The sequence below is a fragment of the Alicyclobacillus contaminans DSM 17975 genome, assembly GCF_000429525.1.
In the GTDB taxonomy this organism is placed as follows: domain Bacteria; phylum Bacillota; class Bacilli; order Alicyclobacillales; family Alicyclobacillaceae; genus Alicyclobacillus_A; species Alicyclobacillus_A contaminans.
Map to the genome: position 1 here is coordinate 1 of NZ_AUCA01000006.1, position 16,921 is coordinate 16,921.

At 59.0% G+C, this 16,921-nt stretch carries 16 protein-coding genes and 1 pseudogene; 3 read left to right on the forward strand and 14 right to left on the reverse strand.

Translation table 11 applies throughout. The features are described from left to right. Nucleotides 1–185 (reverse strand): annotated as a pseudogene (locus tag G463_RS23305) (hypothetical protein); the annotation flags it as partial. A gap of 106 nt (nt 186–291) precedes the next feature. Then, a complete protein-coding gene (locus tag G463_RS18605; RefSeq protein ID WP_245575678.1) occupies nt 292–1,104 on the reverse strand; it encodes an MFS transporter in 813 nt (270 codons plus the stop codon). Between the two features lie 224 nt (nt 1,105–1,328). On the opposite strand from G463_RS18605, the gene G463_RS0103690 reads away from it, so the two are divergent. Next, the gene (locus G463_RS0103690) at nt 1,329–2,546 is read left to right on the forward strand and encodes a multidrug efflux MFS transporter (RefSeq protein ID WP_026974098.1); all 1,218 of its coding nucleotides are present in this window, start codon (nt 1,329–1,331) and stop codon (nt 2,544–2,546) included. 32 nt (nt 2,547–2,578) lie between these two features. Here G463_RS0103690 and G463_RS0103695 read toward each other — a convergent pair whose 3' ends face one another. Beyond that, entirely contained in the window at nt 2,579–2,968 is a 390-nt protein-coding gene (locus G463_RS0103695; protein WP_026974099.1) for a hypothetical protein, read from the reverse strand. Nucleotides 2,969–3,112: 144 nt separating this feature from the next. Here G463_RS0103695 and G463_RS0103700 point away from each other — a divergent pair, with 144 nt between their 5' ends. Next, entirely contained in the window at nt 3,113–3,433 is a 321-nt protein-coding gene (locus G463_RS0103700; RefSeq protein WP_026974100.1) for a hypothetical protein, read from the forward strand. 44 nt (nt 3,434–3,477) lie between these two features. On the opposite strand, the gene G463_RS18610 is transcribed toward G463_RS0103700, so the two are convergent. The 6 genes from G463_RS18610 to G463_RS23775 all read right to left on the reverse strand — a co-directional run bounded on the left by G463_RS18610 (nt 3,478) and on the right by G463_RS23775 (nt 10,230). Next, on the reverse strand, nt 3,478–4,851 hold the full coding sequence (locus tag G463_RS18610) for a HAMP domain-containing sensor histidine kinase (RefSeq protein WP_035485588.1): 1,374 nt from the start codon (nt 4,849–4,851) through the stop codon (nt 3,478–3,480). Then, complete coding sequence (locus G463_RS0103710; RefSeq protein ID WP_051321895.1) at nt 4,848–5,570, reverse strand: response regulator transcription factor; 723 nt, start codon at nt 5,568–5,570, stop codon at nt 4,848–4,850. Before G463_RS0103710 ends, G463_RS18610 begins: the two co-directional genes overlap by 4 nt. Nucleotides 5,571–5,585: 15 nt before the next feature. Further along, nucleotides 5,586–6,677 (reverse strand): S1C family serine protease, encoded by a 1,092-nt coding sequence (locus tag G463_RS0103715; RefSeq protein WP_245575679.1) that lies wholly within the window; start codon nt 6,675–6,677, stop codon nt 5,586–5,588. 204 nt (nt 6,678–6,881) lie between these two features. Further along, nucleotides 6,882–8,093, reverse strand: coding sequence for an ABC transporter permease (locus G463_RS0103720; protein ID WP_026974103.1), 1,212 nt, complete (start codon nt 8,091–8,093; stop codon nt 6,882–6,884). Further along, nucleotides 8,090–8,815, reverse strand: a complete 726-nt coding sequence (locus G463_RS0103725; protein WP_425387050.1) for an ABC transporter ATP-binding protein — start codon at nt 8,813–8,815, stop codon at nt 8,090–8,092. The genes G463_RS0103720 and G463_RS0103725 overlap by 4 nt, the downstream gene beginning before the upstream one ends. After that, nucleotides 8,812–10,230, reverse strand: coding sequence for an efflux RND transporter periplasmic adaptor subunit (locus G463_RS23775; RefSeq protein ID WP_026974105.1), 1,419 nt, complete (start codon nt 10,228–10,230; stop codon nt 8,812–8,814). Before G463_RS23775 ends, G463_RS0103725 begins: the two co-directional genes overlap by 4 nt. 210 nt (nt 10,231–10,440) lie before the next feature. On the opposite strand from G463_RS23775, the gene G463_RS0103735 reads away from it, so the two are divergent. Continuing rightward, nucleotides 10,441–10,665, forward strand: a complete 225-nt coding sequence (locus tag G463_RS0103735) for a hypothetical protein (protein WP_026974106.1) — start codon at nt 10,441–10,443, stop codon at nt 10,663–10,665. 1 nt (nt 10,666) lies between these two features. Here the strand turns inward: G463_RS0103735 and G463_RS21560 are convergent, their stop codons facing one another. The 5 genes from G463_RS21560 to G463_RS18625 all read right to left on the reverse strand — a co-directional run bounded on the left by G463_RS21560 (nt 10,667) and on the right by G463_RS18625 (nt 16,913). Further along, complete coding sequence (locus G463_RS21560; protein WP_051321896.1) at nt 10,667–12,103, reverse strand: glycosyl hydrolase family 18 protein; 1,437 nt, start codon at nt 12,101–12,103, stop codon at nt 10,667–10,669. 64 nt (nt 12,104–12,167) lie between these two features. Beyond that, on the reverse strand, nt 12,168–13,757 hold the full coding sequence (hemZ, locus tag G463_RS18620) for a coproporphyrinogen dehydrogenase HemZ (protein ID WP_051321897.1): 1,590 nt from the start codon (nt 13,755–13,757) through the stop codon (nt 12,168–12,170). Between the two features lie 137 nt (nt 13,758–13,894). Continuing rightward, nucleotides 13,895–14,446, reverse strand: a complete 552-nt coding sequence (locus G463_RS0103750; protein WP_026974107.1) for a DJ-1/PfpI family protein — start codon at nt 14,444–14,446, stop codon at nt 13,895–13,897. 103 nt (nt 14,447–14,549) lie between these two features. Further along, entirely contained in the window at nt 14,550–14,888 is a 339-nt protein-coding gene (locus tag G463_RS0103755) for a L,D-transpeptidase (protein ID WP_026974108.1), read from the reverse strand. A gap of 126 nt (nt 14,889–15,014) precedes the next feature. After that, nucleotides 15,015–16,913 (reverse strand): bifunctional homocysteine S-methyltransferase/methylenetetrahydrofolate reductase, encoded by a 1,899-nt coding sequence (locus G463_RS18625; RefSeq protein ID WP_051321898.1) that lies wholly within the window; start codon nt 16,911–16,913, stop codon nt 15,015–15,017. Nucleotides 16,914–16,921: the final 8 nt, after the last annotated feature.

The window sequence follows — 16,921 nt, forward strand, 5'->3', positions numbered from 1 at the left end:
AACACATGTTTTAGACTGCGTTGGTGAAAGACCAGAGTAAAGAGCAACCGAAATACATTCAATACAGGAACGCCGGTTTGCTTGGTGATGTTGGATTGCCGGAGCAGCTTCCCGATGCGGAATTCCTTGAAGAATGCGGTTATCATGGATTGGAGTTGATCTGAGTGCAGAGAATCACGTACCATGTAAGAAACATCCTCACTTTTTTGTAGACTGTTTGGGTCGGCAACCTCAGTCTACCAGAAATATGAGGATGTTTTTGCTTTTACATGACCCACAGCTCCAACGAACTCAAGAAATTACAGGCTCAATTCGGGTGCGAAACTTGAGGAAATTCACATATTGAAAGGCGAAGTAGCCGATAGCATTGCAGACCAGCGTGGGATGACGGAAGAAGGAGTACCAGGGCGCGCGTACTTGTTCCGACGCTTGAAGCGTCTGTTCGTCCGACAGCACGCCGTCCGTCGAGCGAATGACTGCGAGTTCTCCTTCGTCGACCAACGGGTGTTCTTCCGGCTTGTTGGTGAACACCTTCGCCCAGATGGCCACCCAAATCAGACCGACAATACCGAGAATCACAAACGTCGTCTGCCAGCTGGCGATGGACAGCAAACCCACGGCAATGGGCGCCGTCAGCAGGCTGCCGAACGGTACGCCGAATAAACCGAACGATTGCATGAATCCCTTCTCCTGCGGAGCCGCCCAGTTCGCCACCGTCTTGTTCATCGTGGAAAACAGCGGACCTTCCGACAATCCGAACAGAATGCGGAAGACCGCGAAGCCGGCCAACGCAGATCCGCCAAAGATGGCAACGCCGATATTACCGGCGAATGCCATGGAAATTTCAAAGACGGACCAGAGGCTGCCCGCGAGCAGCCACACAAATTTCGGCCCTTTGCGGTCAGCCAACAGCCCGCCCAGGATGGATCCGGCCATATACCCGTAGCCGAAGTACCCTAGAACCGCTCCCCAAGCTGCCTTGTCCAGGTGAAACAGCTGAATGATGGGCTCGGACGCGTAGGAGATGGCACCTCTGTCCACATAATTGATCATGGTCATGAGTACAATCAGTGCCATGATGACGTAGCGAAACTTCCGATGCAAATCTTTTTCCCCCCATCGTGTCAGAATCCAATAAAACATGAATTCCTTTCCAGACTACCACATTTCCGAGGTCAAGTGAATCCCCTTACATTCACGCCGTTCATGCGACCAGGGTGCATGAAACGCGAGATGTTCAGAACACGCTAAGGGTTGTATTCTCCATCTGCCTCGCGTAGACTGGTTCGGAGAATGAAATATTTGATAAACGAAAGGAAATCGCCGCCATGGAACTCTGGAAGCGGAATCTGTGGGTCTGCTGGTTCGGCTCCTTCGCCACCACTGCGGGGATGAGCCTGGTGACCCCCTTTTTGCCCCTGTACATCGAACTGCTTGGCGTACATAAAACCAGTGCTGTGGAACAGTGGTCCGGATTGGCATTCGGCGCGACCTTTCTGCTGTCCGCGATGGTGTCGCCGCTGTGGGGACGGCTTGCAGATAAACGCGGGCGAAAGCTGATGCTGTTGCGGGCCAGTTTGGGCATGTCGGTGATTGTGACGCTCATGGGCTTCGTTCATAACGTCTACGAACTGGTGGGGTTGCGATTGCTGATGGGGGCGGTGTCCGGGTACATTGCCGCCGCCATCACGTTGGTGGCGACCCAGACGCCAAAAGAGCATTCCGGCTGGGCGCTGGGCACCCTCTCCACCGGAACGGTCGGAGGTACGCTGCTCGGCCCGCTCATCGGCGGCTATCTCGCTGAGGCGGTGGGGCTTCGATCCGTATTCTTCATCACGGGCGGATTGCTGCTGGTCGCCTTCATGACGTCCGCACTCTTCATCCGTGAACGGTTCACCCCGTCAAAAACCACTGCGGACTATAGCTTCCGCCAGGTCTGGACCATGCTGCCCAACCGTCAGTTGGTGGCAGGTCTGTTTGTCACCACGTTCATTCTGCAACTGGCCAACATGTCCATCCAACCCATTGTCACCGTGTATGTGGAACAATTGCGACCGAACGGCAGCCATCTCGCGCTGATTGCCGGAGTCGTCGTGGCTGCGGCCGGCGTGGCCAACGTGATGGCCGCACCGTGGTTGGGCAAACTGTCCGACGCGGTGGGGCCGCAGAAAGTGCTCTTGGTGGCGTTGATTGCAGCGGGGATCGTGTTCATTCCACAGGCCTTCGTGACCACGCCCTGGCAGTTGATGGGTTTGCGATTCTTGCTCGGGATTGCGACCGCGGGACTGCTTCCGTCCATCAACGCGCTGGTGCGCCGAAACGCGCCCGCGTCCGTGGCGGGCCGGGTCTTCGGATACAATCAGTCCGCGCAGTACCTCGGCAACATCGGCGGGTCAGTGCTCGGCGGCCAGATGGCAGCCTACTTCGGCATCCACTACGTGTTTTTCTCCACCGGCGCCCTCCTGTTGCTGAACGCATTGTGGGTGTTCCAACTCGAACGCATCGGTGGCCGGCGCCATCGTCTGCACCCGGAGGCCAAGGCGTGACGGCGTCGGCTTGAACGCCCCGCCGCTCTGCGTCAGTTGGCTGCCCAGTCGGGCAAAAGCCAGTAGTACACAGTCCTGCCGTTGGGACGAATTCTTCCCACTTCGAGAAAGCGATCCCCGCGCGCACAGACAAGACGAGTGCCCGTCTTCAACTCAATGGTCGAAGCGTCCGTGAAGTCCGGGACGTACTTGCTGTTTTTGCCGAGATAGACGCACCGGTTGTACCGCGCAACCACCTCGACAGGATCGGACGTGCCCCAGACCTGGTCGGCGGCGCCCGTCACCTGCCGAATCTGCGCCGCTTGCAGCGGACGATACACGCCGAGCCAGTCCTCCAGTTTTTTGTACACCACCGACAAACTCAACAGAACGCCCAACAAGGCGGCCGCCAGATGCCACCCCCAGTTGCCCCAGGTGGACATGTGAAACCCTCCCCGCCTTCGGGATCTCATTTCACGAATTATACATTAGACACATTTCGTTAAGTTACAGCACAGGCGCGACAGGATTACAGAACGATGTTTTCGGAAAACCTACTAACAAAAGAAGATGGGAGGTATGGGGCAGTGCGACGAAAAAAGTGGATTGCCACCTGTTTGTACACCTCCTTGGTGGCTTCCGCATTGTCGTTTTTTCTGTTCCCTCATACAGAGTACGTGCCGCGACTGCTGTATTTGATAATTGCATGCGCTTTCACGGTCACCTACGCGCTGCAGCGCAACATCCGTGGCGCCATACTGTGCGGCGTCGGCGCCCTGTTCATCGCCATGATCATTCCGAACAGCCGAACCTTGCGCACAGCGGAACTGATTCTGCTCGTATTGGCCTCGTTTGCGGCGTACGTGGTCAACCGGTACATGCAGAAGAACCACAAACAGGCCGAGTGACACTGCACCCGGCCCGTACGGTGGTTTGGACTCCACCCGGACCGTCACGAGCCTTCCGGCGGTTTCTCACTGGGAGCTGCCGAGTTTCCGGGAAGATACACGCGAAAGGTCGTCCCCTCCCCGAGTTTGCTGTCCGCTTCAATGCGCCCACCGTGGGCCTCCACAAACTCTTTGGCGATGGCGAGACCAAGCCCCGTCCCCCCGCTCCCTCGGGACCTATCCGACTCCGCGCGGTAAAACCGATCAAAGATGTGCGGCAGATGCTCCTCGGCAATGCCGGGTCCAGTGTCGGATACGGTCACTTTGACGCCGGGCGCCGCCCGCTCCACTGTCATCATGACCGTTCCACCCAGTGGTGTGTAGCGCACGGCGTTGCCGACCAGGTTGACCAGGACCTGCGTGATACGGTTCGGATCGACCAAGGCAATGAGCGGTCCGGCAGGTGCATCGTAGCAGAGCTGAATGCCTCTGTCTTCCGCCTCGACTTCGAAGTTCGCCACCACGCGCTGGGTCAACTGCACCATGTCGGTGGATACTTTCTCGAGCGGCAGTTTACCAACCTCGGCGAGCGACAATTGGTGCAGATCCTGCACCAGCCGCGCGAGCCGAACCACCTCATCCTGAATCGGGAGCAGGGTGGCGGGTTCCGCCGGTTTCACTCCCTGTTGAATCAACTCCAACTGTCCTTGCATGATGGTCAAGGGGGTTCTCAATTCGTGCGCCACGTCTGCCACCAAGTGTCGGCGCGCCTCTTCCGTCCTCGACAGTCGATCCGTCATCTCATTGAATGTCTTGGCCACTTCGCCAAACTCGTCGTTGGACGACACGTCCACTCGCACGCTCAAATCGCCGTGCTGCAGCCGCTTCATCGCCACCAAGAGCGACTGCAGCGGCGTGGTCATGAGCCGCATCAACCAAACCCCGACGAGGAGCGCCACCATGGAGGTCAGAATCGTTCCCCAAACAGTCGCCGCCGTCATGGAGGACAGGATGTTTTGTTCCACCGGACTGCCATCCAGAATCCGGTTGCTGACAGTCAGTACGCCGATTTCCTGTCCGTGCACGCGAATGGTCACGGTGGATGTATCCGACTGGCCCCGCGGCGCAGCGCCACCCTTACCAACGCTGACCAAGATGTGGCCCTGCGTGTCTTTCAGCAACAGGCTGTTGAATCCAGCGGTGTACTCCGGGTTCTCCTTCAGGTAGTACACGATGTACTGATCCACCGCGTACCACCCGTTCTGCTCGTAATACGCCGCGATGTTGCGAGCCAACTGCTCGGCGGAGGCAGCTTCGGCCGCTTTCGCATACTGTCGAAACAGTTGTCCGATATAACCGTGGGAAATGGCAAAAAACGTGCCGCCCATGAACAGAATCAGGGCGGTCATCGCCATCCAGAGTTTGTAGCGCAGTTTCATAGTTGGTCCCCAAACCGGTAGCCGACGCCGTGCACGGTTTGAATATACTTGGGATTGGAGGGATCCGATTCGATTTTCTTTCTAAGGTGGCTGATATGGCTGTCGATGGTGCGTTCGTAATTTAGATACGCGTCGCCCATCGTCGCCTGCAACAGCTGCAGGCGGCTGTAGACGACACCAGGTCGGCGCGCGAGCGTAACCAACAGCTGAAACTCAGCCGGCGTCAGCACCACTTCTTCGTCGCCCCGCCACACCCGAAACTTCTCCTCATCAATCACCAGGTCGCCGCGCCGCATTACGTCCCGCTGTTCACCCTGCTTCTGCACTCGACGCAGCACGGACTTGATGCGCGCCAGCAGCTCTCGCAGCCCAAACGGCTTCGTGATGTAGTCGTCCGCGCCCATCTCCAAGCCGATGACCCGGTCAAATTCGTCCGATTTGGCCGTGAGCATGATGATGGCGACATTCGTTTTCTGCCGCAGTTCACGGCACACGTCGAGGCCGCTCATTTCAGGCAGCATCCAGTCGAGCAGGACGAGGTCGGGGCGGTGTGCCTGCGCCATCGCTAACGCCTCGCGCCCCGTCGCCGCCGACAGCACCGTGAATCCTTCCTTCTCGAGGAACGGCTGTATCACTTCAATGACCTTTGGTTCGTCGTCCACTATGAGAATTACGGCTTCGATGGTTTTCCCCGCCTTTCCACAGGTCCGTCGGACCATGCACCGCCCGATGCATCAGTTCCCCTGGCTGGAACTGAGCGCGCTCGTGTTCATCGGACTCACAGTCACGGTCAGCGAGAGTTTCTTCTGGCCGCGATACACTTCCAGGGTAGCCTTCTGACCAATCTGCAGCTTGAACAACGCTGTGCGCAATTCCGCCGCAGACGTGATGGTCTGACCGTTGATGGCGACAATCACATCCTGCGGTTGCAAACCGGCCGCCTTGGCGTTCGCCGATTGCACGGACTGCACGTACACTCCGTCTGTCACCGGTACATCCGGCCGCAGGTAGTCCGGCAGAGCGGACAGCGAGTACGCTTCAATGCCGAGACTAGCGTGTGTGGCATGGCCCGTTTGCATAATTTCGTCAACAATAGTATGCACCGTATTGGAAGGAATGCCAAATCCCATCCCCTGTACGGTCGGATCGACAATCTTACTGCTGTTGATGGCAATCACCTGGCCCTCCATGTTTAACAGGGGGCCGCCGCTGTTGCCTGGATTGATGGCCGCGTCGGTCTGCACGACCGTTTCATAATCGAGAATGTCCTGCGAGCTGTCAGACGTGCCATCCGACTGGCTGTCCGGCATCTCGACGGGCATCACCCGCTGCTTCGCGCTGATGATCCCGGACGTCACGGAGTCTTGAAAGTCCAGCCCCATCGGTGTTCCAATCGCCACCACCGGTTCGCCCACCTGGATGTTATCGGAGTTGCCAAACGTCGCCACAGGCAGATTCTCCACGTTTTGAATCGGTGTCTTCAGCACGGCGAGGTCCGTGTACGGATCGGTTCCGACGATGGACGCATTGATGTGCTTTCCGGAATTGAGAACCAGTTCCAACTTGTCCGCGCCGTCCACCACGTGATTGTTCGTCACAAAATACCCGTAGTTATTGTCTTTGGCGAACAGCACACCGGTGCCTACGCCCGTCTCCTGAAGCTGGCTTTGTTGATCAAAAAAGTCCTGCGTGGACTGATAATTGACCACAGCGACCACGGACGGAACGGCCTGCTTCACCACCTGTGTGATGGCGTCGTTCACGCTGACGTTCACATTCGTCGTCGCCCCGGTGGACACGTCCGTCGGATTCACGGACGATGTCACCGCCCCTCCTTGAGATGCCGACCCGAAATGATTGGCAAGGATTGGATACATCGCCAAACTCCCGCCACATCCAACCAACGCGGATACCACTGCAACGCCAATCCATTGAGGCAAACGCCGTTTGCGGGGTTCAGAGGGTTGATAGAATCCCATCCCACATACACCTCTCTCTATAATATTCGTTCCCGAAGGGTCAACAGCCGTTTATTCGTGGCGCAGCGCGTGAATCGGCGACAACCGACTGGCTCGAACGGCAGGATACACGCCGAACAGGACGCCAACGACCACCGATACCACAAACGCCAGCCACACCGCGTTGCCATTGACCGCCACGGTCGTATTCATGACACGGCCCAACACCAGGGTACTGATGCCCCCGACGACAATGCCGAGTACACCGCCCAATAATCCAACCAGCCCGCTCTCCACCAGAAACTGCCGCAGGACGGCGCCGCGTGTCGCTCCGATGGCCTTGCGCAGCCCAATCTCTCGCGTTCGTTCCGTCACCGAGACCAGCATGATGTTCATAATCCCAATCCCGCCGACCAACAGAGAAATGCCTGCAATGCCACCCAGGAACTGCTGAAGGGTTTGCGTGACGCCCTGGAGGGTGCTCAGCAACGTGGATTGGTTCGTGATGACAAAGTCATCCGATTGCCCGAACGAAAGTCCGTGGCTCTCCCGGAGCGCCATCTCCACTTCCTGTTGCGCCTGCGTCATGCGCTGACCGTTCACAGCGGATGCGTAGATCACGCTCGGATTGCTCACCCCGGTGAACCTTCGCTGCAAGGTGCTGAGCGGGATGAGCACTCTGTCGTCATTGTTGGTGGCCCCGCTCGATCCCTGGCTCGCCAACTCGCCGATAATTTCAAACGACAATCCATTCATCCACACGGTCTTGCCAACCGGATTTGTGTTGCCAAAAATATTCTGCGCCGCCGTCGCCCCAATCACCGCGACGTTTGCTGCCTGTTGTTCTTCCACCAGGTTGAACGCTCGGCCGCTGGCCAAGGTCAAGTTCCGTACACTGAAAATATCCGGGGTGCTGCCTTCAGCCTGTGTTTGATAGTTAGTCGATCCGTATACCACCTGCACGCGCGTGCTCGCATCCGGCGCCACTGCGGACAGGTCGGGCAACTTTTGCAACGCCGTCATATCCGCCGCGGTCAGCGTCTGCGCGGAGCCAAGCCCCTGACTCACCCCGTTTTGCACCGACTGTCCCGGGGTGATGACCAAAAGGTTGGTCCCAAGGCCCTGAATTCGCGCCGTTACATTGTTTGTGGTCGCGCTTCCCAAGCTCATCAGCGCAATGACAGCGGCCACCCCAATGATCATACCAAGCAACGTCAAGATGGTGCGCATTGGATTCGCCCACAGGCTTCGCACCGCCGTCCGAACCACTCTCGCGAAGGTCATACACTCACCCCCGCTCCGGCCTGCAGCGGCTGCGGAACGGGTTCGTCCGCGGCCACACGGCCGTCTCGGAAGCGGATGATGCGCTTCGCATGCTGCCCCACGTGCGGTTCGTGGGTCACCATGACGATGGTGGTTCCCTCCGCGTTGAGGGACTGAAACAGCGCCAGGATATCATCCGTGGCCTTGCTGTCCAGGTTTCCCGTCGGTTCATCCGCCAAAATCAGACTCGGGGCATTGACAATGGCACGCGCGATGGCGACCCGCTGCTGTTGGCCGCCGGACAGTTGATTCGGCGCGTTGCGGCCTTTCTCCTCCGGATTCAATCCCACCCGGACGAGCGCCTTGGCGGCCCGTTCCATCGCCTCTCGCTCGGGCACCTTAGCGTACCAGAGCGGCAGCGCCACATTTTCGAGCGCCGAGGTGCGCGGCAGTAGGTGAAAGCTCTGAAAGACAAATCCGATGTTCTCGTTCCGAAGGGTCGACAACGCCCGTTCCGTCAATTGGGACGTCGGGATGCCGTGCATTCGAATCTCCCCTTCGTCGACCGTATCCAGCAGTCCCATCAGATGCATCATCGTCGATTTGCCCGATCCGGACGGACCCATAATGGCCACAAACTCACCGGCCTCGATGCTGAGACTCACGTCCCGCACGGCGTAGAAGCGTTCCCCCGCCTGGTCATACCACTTGCTCACGTGCGACAGTTCCAGCAAGGACATCAGTTGCCACCCCCGCTTCGGGCACCGTTGTACCCGCCGCCAGCACCGCCAACCCCTCCGTATCCGCCGCGGCCTGCATAACCACCGCCGAGCACGCCGCGGCCGCCAGCACCGCCTTGACCGCCAAAGCCAATGCCGCCCGCTCCGCCGAGCATGCCGCCAAGCCCCGTATTACCGGACCGGGTTGCACCGGTTGTTGTCGTCGCCGTCTGCGTCACCACAGCCACTTGCTCCCCTTCGGTGAGACCGCTCTTAATCTCCACCTCGTTGCCTCCGTACAGCCCCACCGTGACCGGTTGGAACTGCAGCCCCACAGGTACCCGCGAGCCGGTTTCCGCCTCGGACGATGACGTGGTATCATTGTTCGACGTCGTGCCCTGTCCGGCCTTCACATACACGCCCACGGTTCCTCTCCGCTGGGTCAGTGCGGCAGCCGGTACCATGAGCACCTGTTTCGCTTGCTGTTCCACCACCGAGACGGACACGGTTTGTCCCGGCAAAAGATGGATCGATGAATTGTTCGGATTGTCTACGCGAATCGTGACCGGATACACGGTGACTCCGCTCTGGGTTTCCGGTAGATAACTGATGTTTTCAACCTGGCCGGTCAGTGACGGCGATCCCGAGGTGGACAAGGAAATCTCAGCCGTCTGTCCAGCTTTGATGTTCGCCGCGTCCGTCTGATCCACCGTCGCATCCACCTCGAAGTCGGACGGACTCAGATCTGCAATCACGGCGATGGGACTCGAGCCACTGCTTCCTCCGTTCCCACCACTAGAACCACCCCCCGACTGACTGGACGACTGCGACGACGTCGTGACCACGTTCGGGTTGGCCACCGAGAGCACCGTTCCCGAAATGGGACTGGTCACTGTACACGCTGCCATCTGCTGCTCCACCGAATCCACCTGCGCCTGGGCCTGGGTGACGGCCGCCTGCGCCTGCGCCACCACGTTCGGATCCGGAGCAGTCGCTCCACGTTGACCGCTCGAGGTGGCCGTCTCCTGGCTCTGAGCCAACTTGGCCTGTGCCGATGCAAGCTGAGCCTGCGCCTGCGTCAGCTGGTTCTGCAGCGAAGAATCGTCCAAATGCGCGATGACCTGTCCTTTCTGCACGACATCACCGGGCTTGACCGACACGGATAGCAGCTTTCCCGTGTTCTCAATCTGCACTTCGCTGACGGGGGTCAACGTGCCGGACAGACTGACGCTCTGACTCACACTGCCGCGCTGCACAGTCACCCAGCGCACCTGAAACGCGGCGTCCGACGCGTCCAGTCCCCCATGCGCCGCCATGATCCAGTAGGTGAATCCACCGCCAACCAGTATCACCACGCCCGCCCACGTAATGGGGCGCTTCCACCATGCATTCCGTTTTTCAGACAATTCCTGAAGCCTTGCGGCCGGTTGAACTTCCATCGCATTCGGTCCTCCGTTCCCCTGCTCATTGACGCTATACCATGAAGAAGAAGGGTAACTTGACACATTCATTGTAGGAGGCGCCTTACAGGACTTGGTGGAAATGATTTGAGGAACTTGTGGAGAAGTTATGGAGACCGTGACAGTTTGCGAAGATCACGTCTGAACTCGTACCGCTCGGGTGTATAAATAAGAATGAGGTGGGGTGCGGTGAAAGAAGCGAACGCGGTCATCTACACTGAAATATTGGAAGAGCGGGCGCCCACCTGTGACCACGGATGTCGGACAACGGTCCGGTTGACCAACGTGGTCACAGGGGCCACGTGGCAGATGTGCCATCTGTCCTTCGAACGGTTTATCGGAAACGCGTTGCAGGCGCTGGAGTGTGCCATGCGCGACTCGGCCGGCACTCAAAGGAACGACGGTCCATTTTAGATCAGGGCGTGGTCAGATAGCTGTTCAAGGCCGACCAGGCAGCGGCGTTTTCGGTTCCCAGATGCCACACGGCCACTCCGTGCAGCCGGAACGTTTTCGCCAGAGTCAGTTTGTCCGAGAGACTCGCGCCGTTTTCATAATACACGGTGTGCGTCTGACCATCCGCCTGATAGGTGAAATACGGTGCATCGGCCACGGCATCCCAGCTCGGAGACAGGTGCCTGGTCTGCAGGAGGGTGTCAATCTGTGACAGCGTCCACGCCTTGGTGGCTTGTCCAGACCAATCGTATCCGTACAGCGGAATGCCGAGCAGCAGCCTGTCGGGATGGATTTGACTGGTGGCATACGTCAAAACTTGTTTCACCCACCCGATAGGAGCAATCGGCCCCGCCGGTCCCCCCGGGTACGAATCGTCGTAGGCCATGATGACAACCTCATCGGCCAGCGCCCCTAACGCCGCGTAGTTGTATGCATTTGCGGAAGCGGTTAGAGCGGGGACATCCACCGACAACCGCGCCCCTGCTTGGTGGAGCGCCGTGGCCAAATGGGTCATGAACTGAGTGTAGAGCGGACCGTCATTGCTCGCGACCATCTCAAAGTCCACGTTGATGCCGAGCGATGTGGTGCGGGCCAACTGCACCAGTTGACTGATGAGTGCCTGTTCGGCCGCCGGCGTGGAGAGCACCTGGTGGAGCACATTCGTATCAAACTCGCCTGTGGTGTCATTCAGATTCGTCACCGTCACATAACCCGTGGCGCGCTGCAACACGGAGCTGGGAATGGTGAGCGGAGTGCCAACGAGTTCGCCGTCCGCCGTGATGGAATCAGTGAACGTGCTGAACTCGTTCACTTGCGCATGATTCACGAGATCGTTCAACGAAGTCTGGCTGCCCCCGTAGTTGGTGACAAAGCCGAACAGAGATGGCGGACTGGTGGGAGCGACAATTGCCAGGCTCCATCCATTCCACTCTGCGTTCATCGCGGCAGCCTGCAAAAGTTGCTGAATATAGTAGATGGGCAGGTATGTCGTGGCTTGTGCCTGCGGTCCTCCGGCGGGATCTTTCGCCGTATACGTGTTCACCTTCTTCACGGCTTGGCCATTGACAACGATGGTTGCATTGCCCGTTCCAAGGCTCAGCCCGGAGGTGTTCAACGCGAAGCCGCTGCTGAGCGTCCACGTCCGCGTGGCACCATTCCACGACACCGACCAACCACACGCTTGCAGCGCCTGTCCGACGTAATAGATGGGCATGTACGTGGTCTGCTGGCTGCCGTCCGTGGCAACAAAGGCGTACGGTGAAGACAACACGTGCCCATTGATGGAAATGGTCTTTTTCGTTTGCACAAGCGCCGCAGCATTCGACGGGCCAACCATCAGACCACTGGCCACGCAGACGAGGCCGGTGGTCAAACTCCACTTTGTCAATCGCCTGGTCAAGGAACTTCCTGCCCCCATCGTTGATTGGTCTCTGCGCTCATTCTACGGGACCGGCGTTAGATTCTCATTGCACAATTGCTTCCTGTTCTTCGGAACCACATGCGGATCCACGGTTTCCCGCTTCCCCGCCCGCATTCCTATGCGTCTCGAACACTTCGCGCAAACGGACCTCTTTGCGACGCAGCAGATCCACCAACCCCTCAATGTACGCGCGCGGTTCCCGCGGATTCGCAAAACGTCCGAAATGTTTGCCGCCCGAGCCAATCAACTTCGAGACCGCCCCGCCGCCAACCCCGAGGATGGCCTGCCGTTCCTCCATGATGCAGATGTTGTACACGCTCTCTTTGCCGGGCAACGCAAATCCGATGTTCTCCTGGTTGCCGAGAATGTCCTTTTGGCGATACAGATAGTAGGGTCCGTAGCCGAGATCTCTCGCCCACGCCTTCGCTTCCCGCATCATCTCGCGTACTGTCGCAGCCGTAGGAATCCGAAACCGTTCGCGCTCCTCTTTCACCACCGCCGACGTCTTGAACGACATCGTGTGCACCGTGACCGACTCCGGTTGGAGCCGACCGATGCGTTCGAGGGTGTACCGAACATCATCCACGGTTTCGCCGGGCAGTCCGACAATCAGATCCATATTGATGTTGTCGAATCCGGCGTCGCGGACAAATTGGAAACGGTGATCCACGATGTCCGGCGTATGCCCCCGACCGATATCCCGCAAGGTGCTCGCCTTGTACGTCTGAGGATTCACACTGACGCGCGTTACACCATACTTCTTCATCACCCGAACCCTGTCCGGCGTGATGGTGTCCGGCCTGCCCGCCTCCACGTCCAACTCACGCCACTGTTCGGGATTTGGAAGGTGCGTATACATCATGTCGAACAGCCTCTCCAATTCCGGGCCGCGCAAACTGGTCGGCGTACCACCGCCGATGTACACGCTTGTGATGGACAGCTCGTATTCTCGCAACAGCTGTCCGAGCTGCGCAAATTCGGCCGCCATCGCCTCCAGAAATCCTTCAACATAGGTGGCTTTGTCCTGCATCGAATACGCCGGGAACGTGCAGTATGCACAGTGCGTGGGGCAGAACGGGATCCCCACGTACACGCTGACTTCCCCGTCGAGGGCGTACAGCTGGGGGATGACCCTTTGCTGGGCCGCGGCAATCTCGAGCAATAACTCCACTCGATCCGCGGACAACAGATAATCCTCGCGAAGACACCGACGGATCTCCGCTTCCGGCACCTGTCGGCGCATCATCTCATGGACCAATTTCGTCGGCCGTACGCCGGTTAAAATTCCCCATGGCTGACCTTCTCCCGCCACTGCGGTGAGCAGTTCATGGAGCACATGCAGCACCGCGCGTTTGCCCAACCGGCGCACGCTGACGTTCGACGCCGCTTCGGGCACCTCCACGGCATACGACGATTGGTGAACTTGGCTGCCCATCGTCAGAGTTCCCGCCGCCCGCAGTCGCCCTTCCACCGGTGTCAGGCGCAAATCCACCGTCATGTCCGCCGTCCCGTCGACAGGCGTTCCATCCACCGCATCGCGAATGGTGATGACGGCTCCTTCGAAAAACAGATAGGTGAGTCGCTCAATCTCCCGTTCATAAAAACATCCATCGGTCTGGATGACAATTCGCACAGAGACACCCTCCCCTTGGCACACCGCCACTCTAACCAACCTGCTCAGGCGTGTCAATGTGGCTTTTCCTAACGCAAACACCCCCCGGAACCAGGGGATCCGAGGGGGCGCGTTGTCTATGATGTGAATTTACTGTCCTACGCGTTCAGCAACTTCATAAACTCTCGCATGAATCCCGGCAAATCCGGCCACGCGTGGCCAGAGACCAGATTGCCGTCGACATGAAGGCCGGTTTCCTTGTACGTGGCGCCCATCGCTTCGACGGAGGGCTTGCACGCAATGTACGCGGTCATCGATCTCCCGGCGACGACGTCACGGACCACTTCGAGCACCTGAGCCGCATGGCAAATGGCGCCAACCGGTTTGCCCGCTTCGAAGAAATGTCGAACAATGCGCGGTACATCCGGTTGCAGGCGAATGTATTCGGGCGCCCGTCCCCCCGGCAGAATGAGGCCGTCAAACGTTTCCGGTTGAACATCCGAAAAGGCCACGTGGGCTTCCAGCAGATACGCCGGCTTTTCGGTGTAGGTGTCCCACCCCACGAAGTCGTGAACCACCGTGTTCAGCTTTTTCACCGATGGCGCGGCAATCACAGCTTCCACTTCGGCTTCAAGCAGGCGATAGTACGGGTAGAATACCTCCAGCGCCTCCACCGCGTCTCCGGTCAAGATCAGCACGCGTTTGCTCATGACGATTCCCCCTTTGGAATTCTGCATGGTTTTCCATAGGTGCCTCTTTCATGTTACCGCAACCCCATTCAAGAAGAAACAGCCAGTCAACGCATGCGGAGAGCTAGGGGCGGATGGTGACGCGCGTCCCAATGGGCACGGTTTCCGCCAGATAAGTCACGTCTTGGTTGTACATGCGCACACAGCCGTGGGACACGCGCTTGCCAATGGAAGACGGTCGATTGGTGCCGTGAATTCCGTAGTGAGGTCGGGAGAGGCCGAGCCAGTACGCGCCGAACGGACCGCCCGGGTTCGGCTGCTTGTTCATCAGCGTGTATTCCCCCACCGGCGTGGCGGTCAACATCTTGCCCACGCCGATGGGGAACGTCCGGATGACGCGGTTGTCCCGCAATAAGTGCAACCGAAATTCTGATAGGTCGACGATGATGTGATAGGTCGGCAACGGTCTCACCCCCTCGTCATGTCATATGAACATGCGCCCGGCGTGGTACCGATTGGCCGCCTGATTGACGGCTGCACGTATCCACTCACTGGCCCGTGCGGCGACGTGTCTTCCCTCTTCGGCCGTCTACCCACCGAGCGACAGCGTCGAGGGCGACGCGCCGCACAAGTGAACATACCGCGTCAGCTCCGCCGTCAAGTCGTACCGCAGAAATGGCGTGATGAGGTAAATTCCCCGGAAGTACTGCAGAGCTTCATCCAACAGCGCTCTGGCGAGGTCCAACCCGACCACGGCGGCCCGCTCCGGTTCGGCGTTGGCCATCGCGCTGAGCACTCCGTCCGGAATCGAAATGCCCGGTACCTCGTGGTGGAGGAATTGGGCATTGCGCGCACTGACCAGCGGCATCACGCCCACGAACACCGGTACGCCGAAGGATTCCGCCGCGCGGGCGATGGGCTCGAACAGACGCGGATCGTAAATGGGCTGCGTCATCACAAAATCCGCGCCGGCCTCCAGTTTCCGCTGCAGGCGCTGGATGGCCTTATCGAACCGGGGCACGTGGGGATTGAACGCCGTCCCCACAACGAACCGAGAAGGGACTTTCATGGGCAGCCCCGCAAAGGAGATGCCGCTGTTCAGTCGCTTGACCATGCGAGTGAGTTCGATGGACGACACGTCATACACCGATGTGGCTCCTGGCAGATCTCCGAACCGCGACGGATCTCCGGTCACCAACAGAATGTGGTAGATGCCAAGCACATGCAGACCCATCAGGTGAGACTGTTGTCCAATCAAATTGCGATCCCGGCATGTTACGTGCACCAGCGGTTCAATGCCCCGCTCCTTCAACATGCTCGCCAGGGCCATGTTGCTCACGCGCACCGTGCCAAGAGAGTTGTCGGCCAGCGTGATCACGTCGGCGCCGGCATCGCGCAGGACCGCGGCACCGGTGAGAAATTTCCTGACGTCCAGGGTTTTCGGTGGATCGAGTTCCACAATGACGCTCACGTCTTGCTCCACCCGGCGCAACAGCGAAAACTCTTCCATCGAACGCCGTTCCGGGATTCGCACGGTCGGGTCGGCGGTCACAACGACAGATGAACCGACGACCGAAGAGCCAGCGGTCGCTCCAACAGGTGCGGCGTCCACCTGCTGGAGTCGCTGCACCAGGCGGCGAATGTGCTCCGGCGTTGTGCCGCAGCACCCCCCGAGCACGCGGACGCCCGCGGACGCCAAACCTACCATCATGTCCGCGAAGTAATCTGCATCCGCGGTGAAGGAATAGTCTCCATCGACATAGTGCAGTCGACCCGCGTTCGGATTCGCGGAATAGATCAGATCACTGGCTAAAGTTATTCTTTCGTAGGAACGTACAATGCCGGCGAGGCCCAGTCGGCAATTCAATCCCACCACGTCCGCCCCCGCCTGCCGCAATTGGCGAAAGGCATCGTCCAATGCGCAGCCATCCCGCGTCACACCGGGGTGGTCCGGGGACAGATTGGCGAAAATGGGGACATCCGTCAATCGTTTGGCGACCGCCACGGCCACCAGGAGTTCCTCCAAATCGGCGAACGTTTCCAACAGCAGGCCATCCACGCCAGCGTCCAACAGTGTCGTCATCTGCTCTTCGAACACGCTCGCCAGCTCTGCGCCCTCCACCGGATCGGCGCCGGGTCGCACACCGAGGTCCCGGGTGCTGCCGACAGTGCCGATGACATACGCGTCCGCGTCCCCCACAGCCTCGCGTGCAATGCGCACTGCGGCGCGGTTCAAATCCGCCAATCGCTCGCTCATCCCATATCGATCCAGCCCAATCCTGTGACCACTGAACGTATTGGTCTGAATCAACTGGGCGCCGGCCGCCACGTAGGCCCGATGCACTTCCCAGACCAACTCGGGCTTTGTGAGGCAGAGTCCTTCAAAGCACGTCCGTGCTGGGACGGCCATCTGGTGCAACAGCGTCGCCATCGCGCCGTCGCCCACCAGCCACCCGGACTGGAGTCTATCCCGCAAGTTTGTCCGCATGTTCTCGC

Bases quoted from the DNA above. Each gene is read 5' to 3' on its own strand.
- G463_RS0103695 (WP_026974099.1), bottom strand. From the start codon at position 2,968: ATGTCCACCTGGGGCAACTGGGGGTGGCATCTGGCGGCCGCCTTGTTG.
- G463_RS18625 (WP_051321898.1), bottom strand. From the start codon at position 16,913: ATGCGGACAAACTTGCGGGATAGACTCCAGTCCGGGTGGCTGGTGGGC.
- G463_RS0103720 (WP_026974103.1), bottom strand. From the start codon at position 8,093: ATGACCTTCGCGAGAGTGGTTCGGACGGCGGTGCGAAGCCTGTGGGCG.
- G463_RS0103690 (WP_026974098.1), top strand. From the start codon at position 1,329: ATGGAACTCTGGAAGCGGAATCTGTGGGTCTGCTGGTTCGGCTCCTTC.
- G463_RS0103750 (WP_026974107.1), bottom strand. From the start codon at position 14,446: ATGAGCAAACGCGTGCTGATCTTGACCGGAGACGCGGTGGAGGCGCTG.
- G463_RS18610 (WP_035485588.1), bottom strand. From the start codon at position 4,851: ATGAAACTGCGCTACAAACTCTGGATGGCGATGACCGCCCTGATTCTG.
- G463_RS0103710 (WP_051321895.1), bottom strand. From the start codon at position 5,570: ATGGTCCGACGGACCTGTGGAAAGGCGGGGAAAACCATCGAAGCCGTA.
- G463_RS23775 (WP_026974105.1), bottom strand. From the start codon at position 10,230: ATGGAAGTTCAACCGGCCGCAAGGCTTCAGGAATTGTCTGAAAAACGG.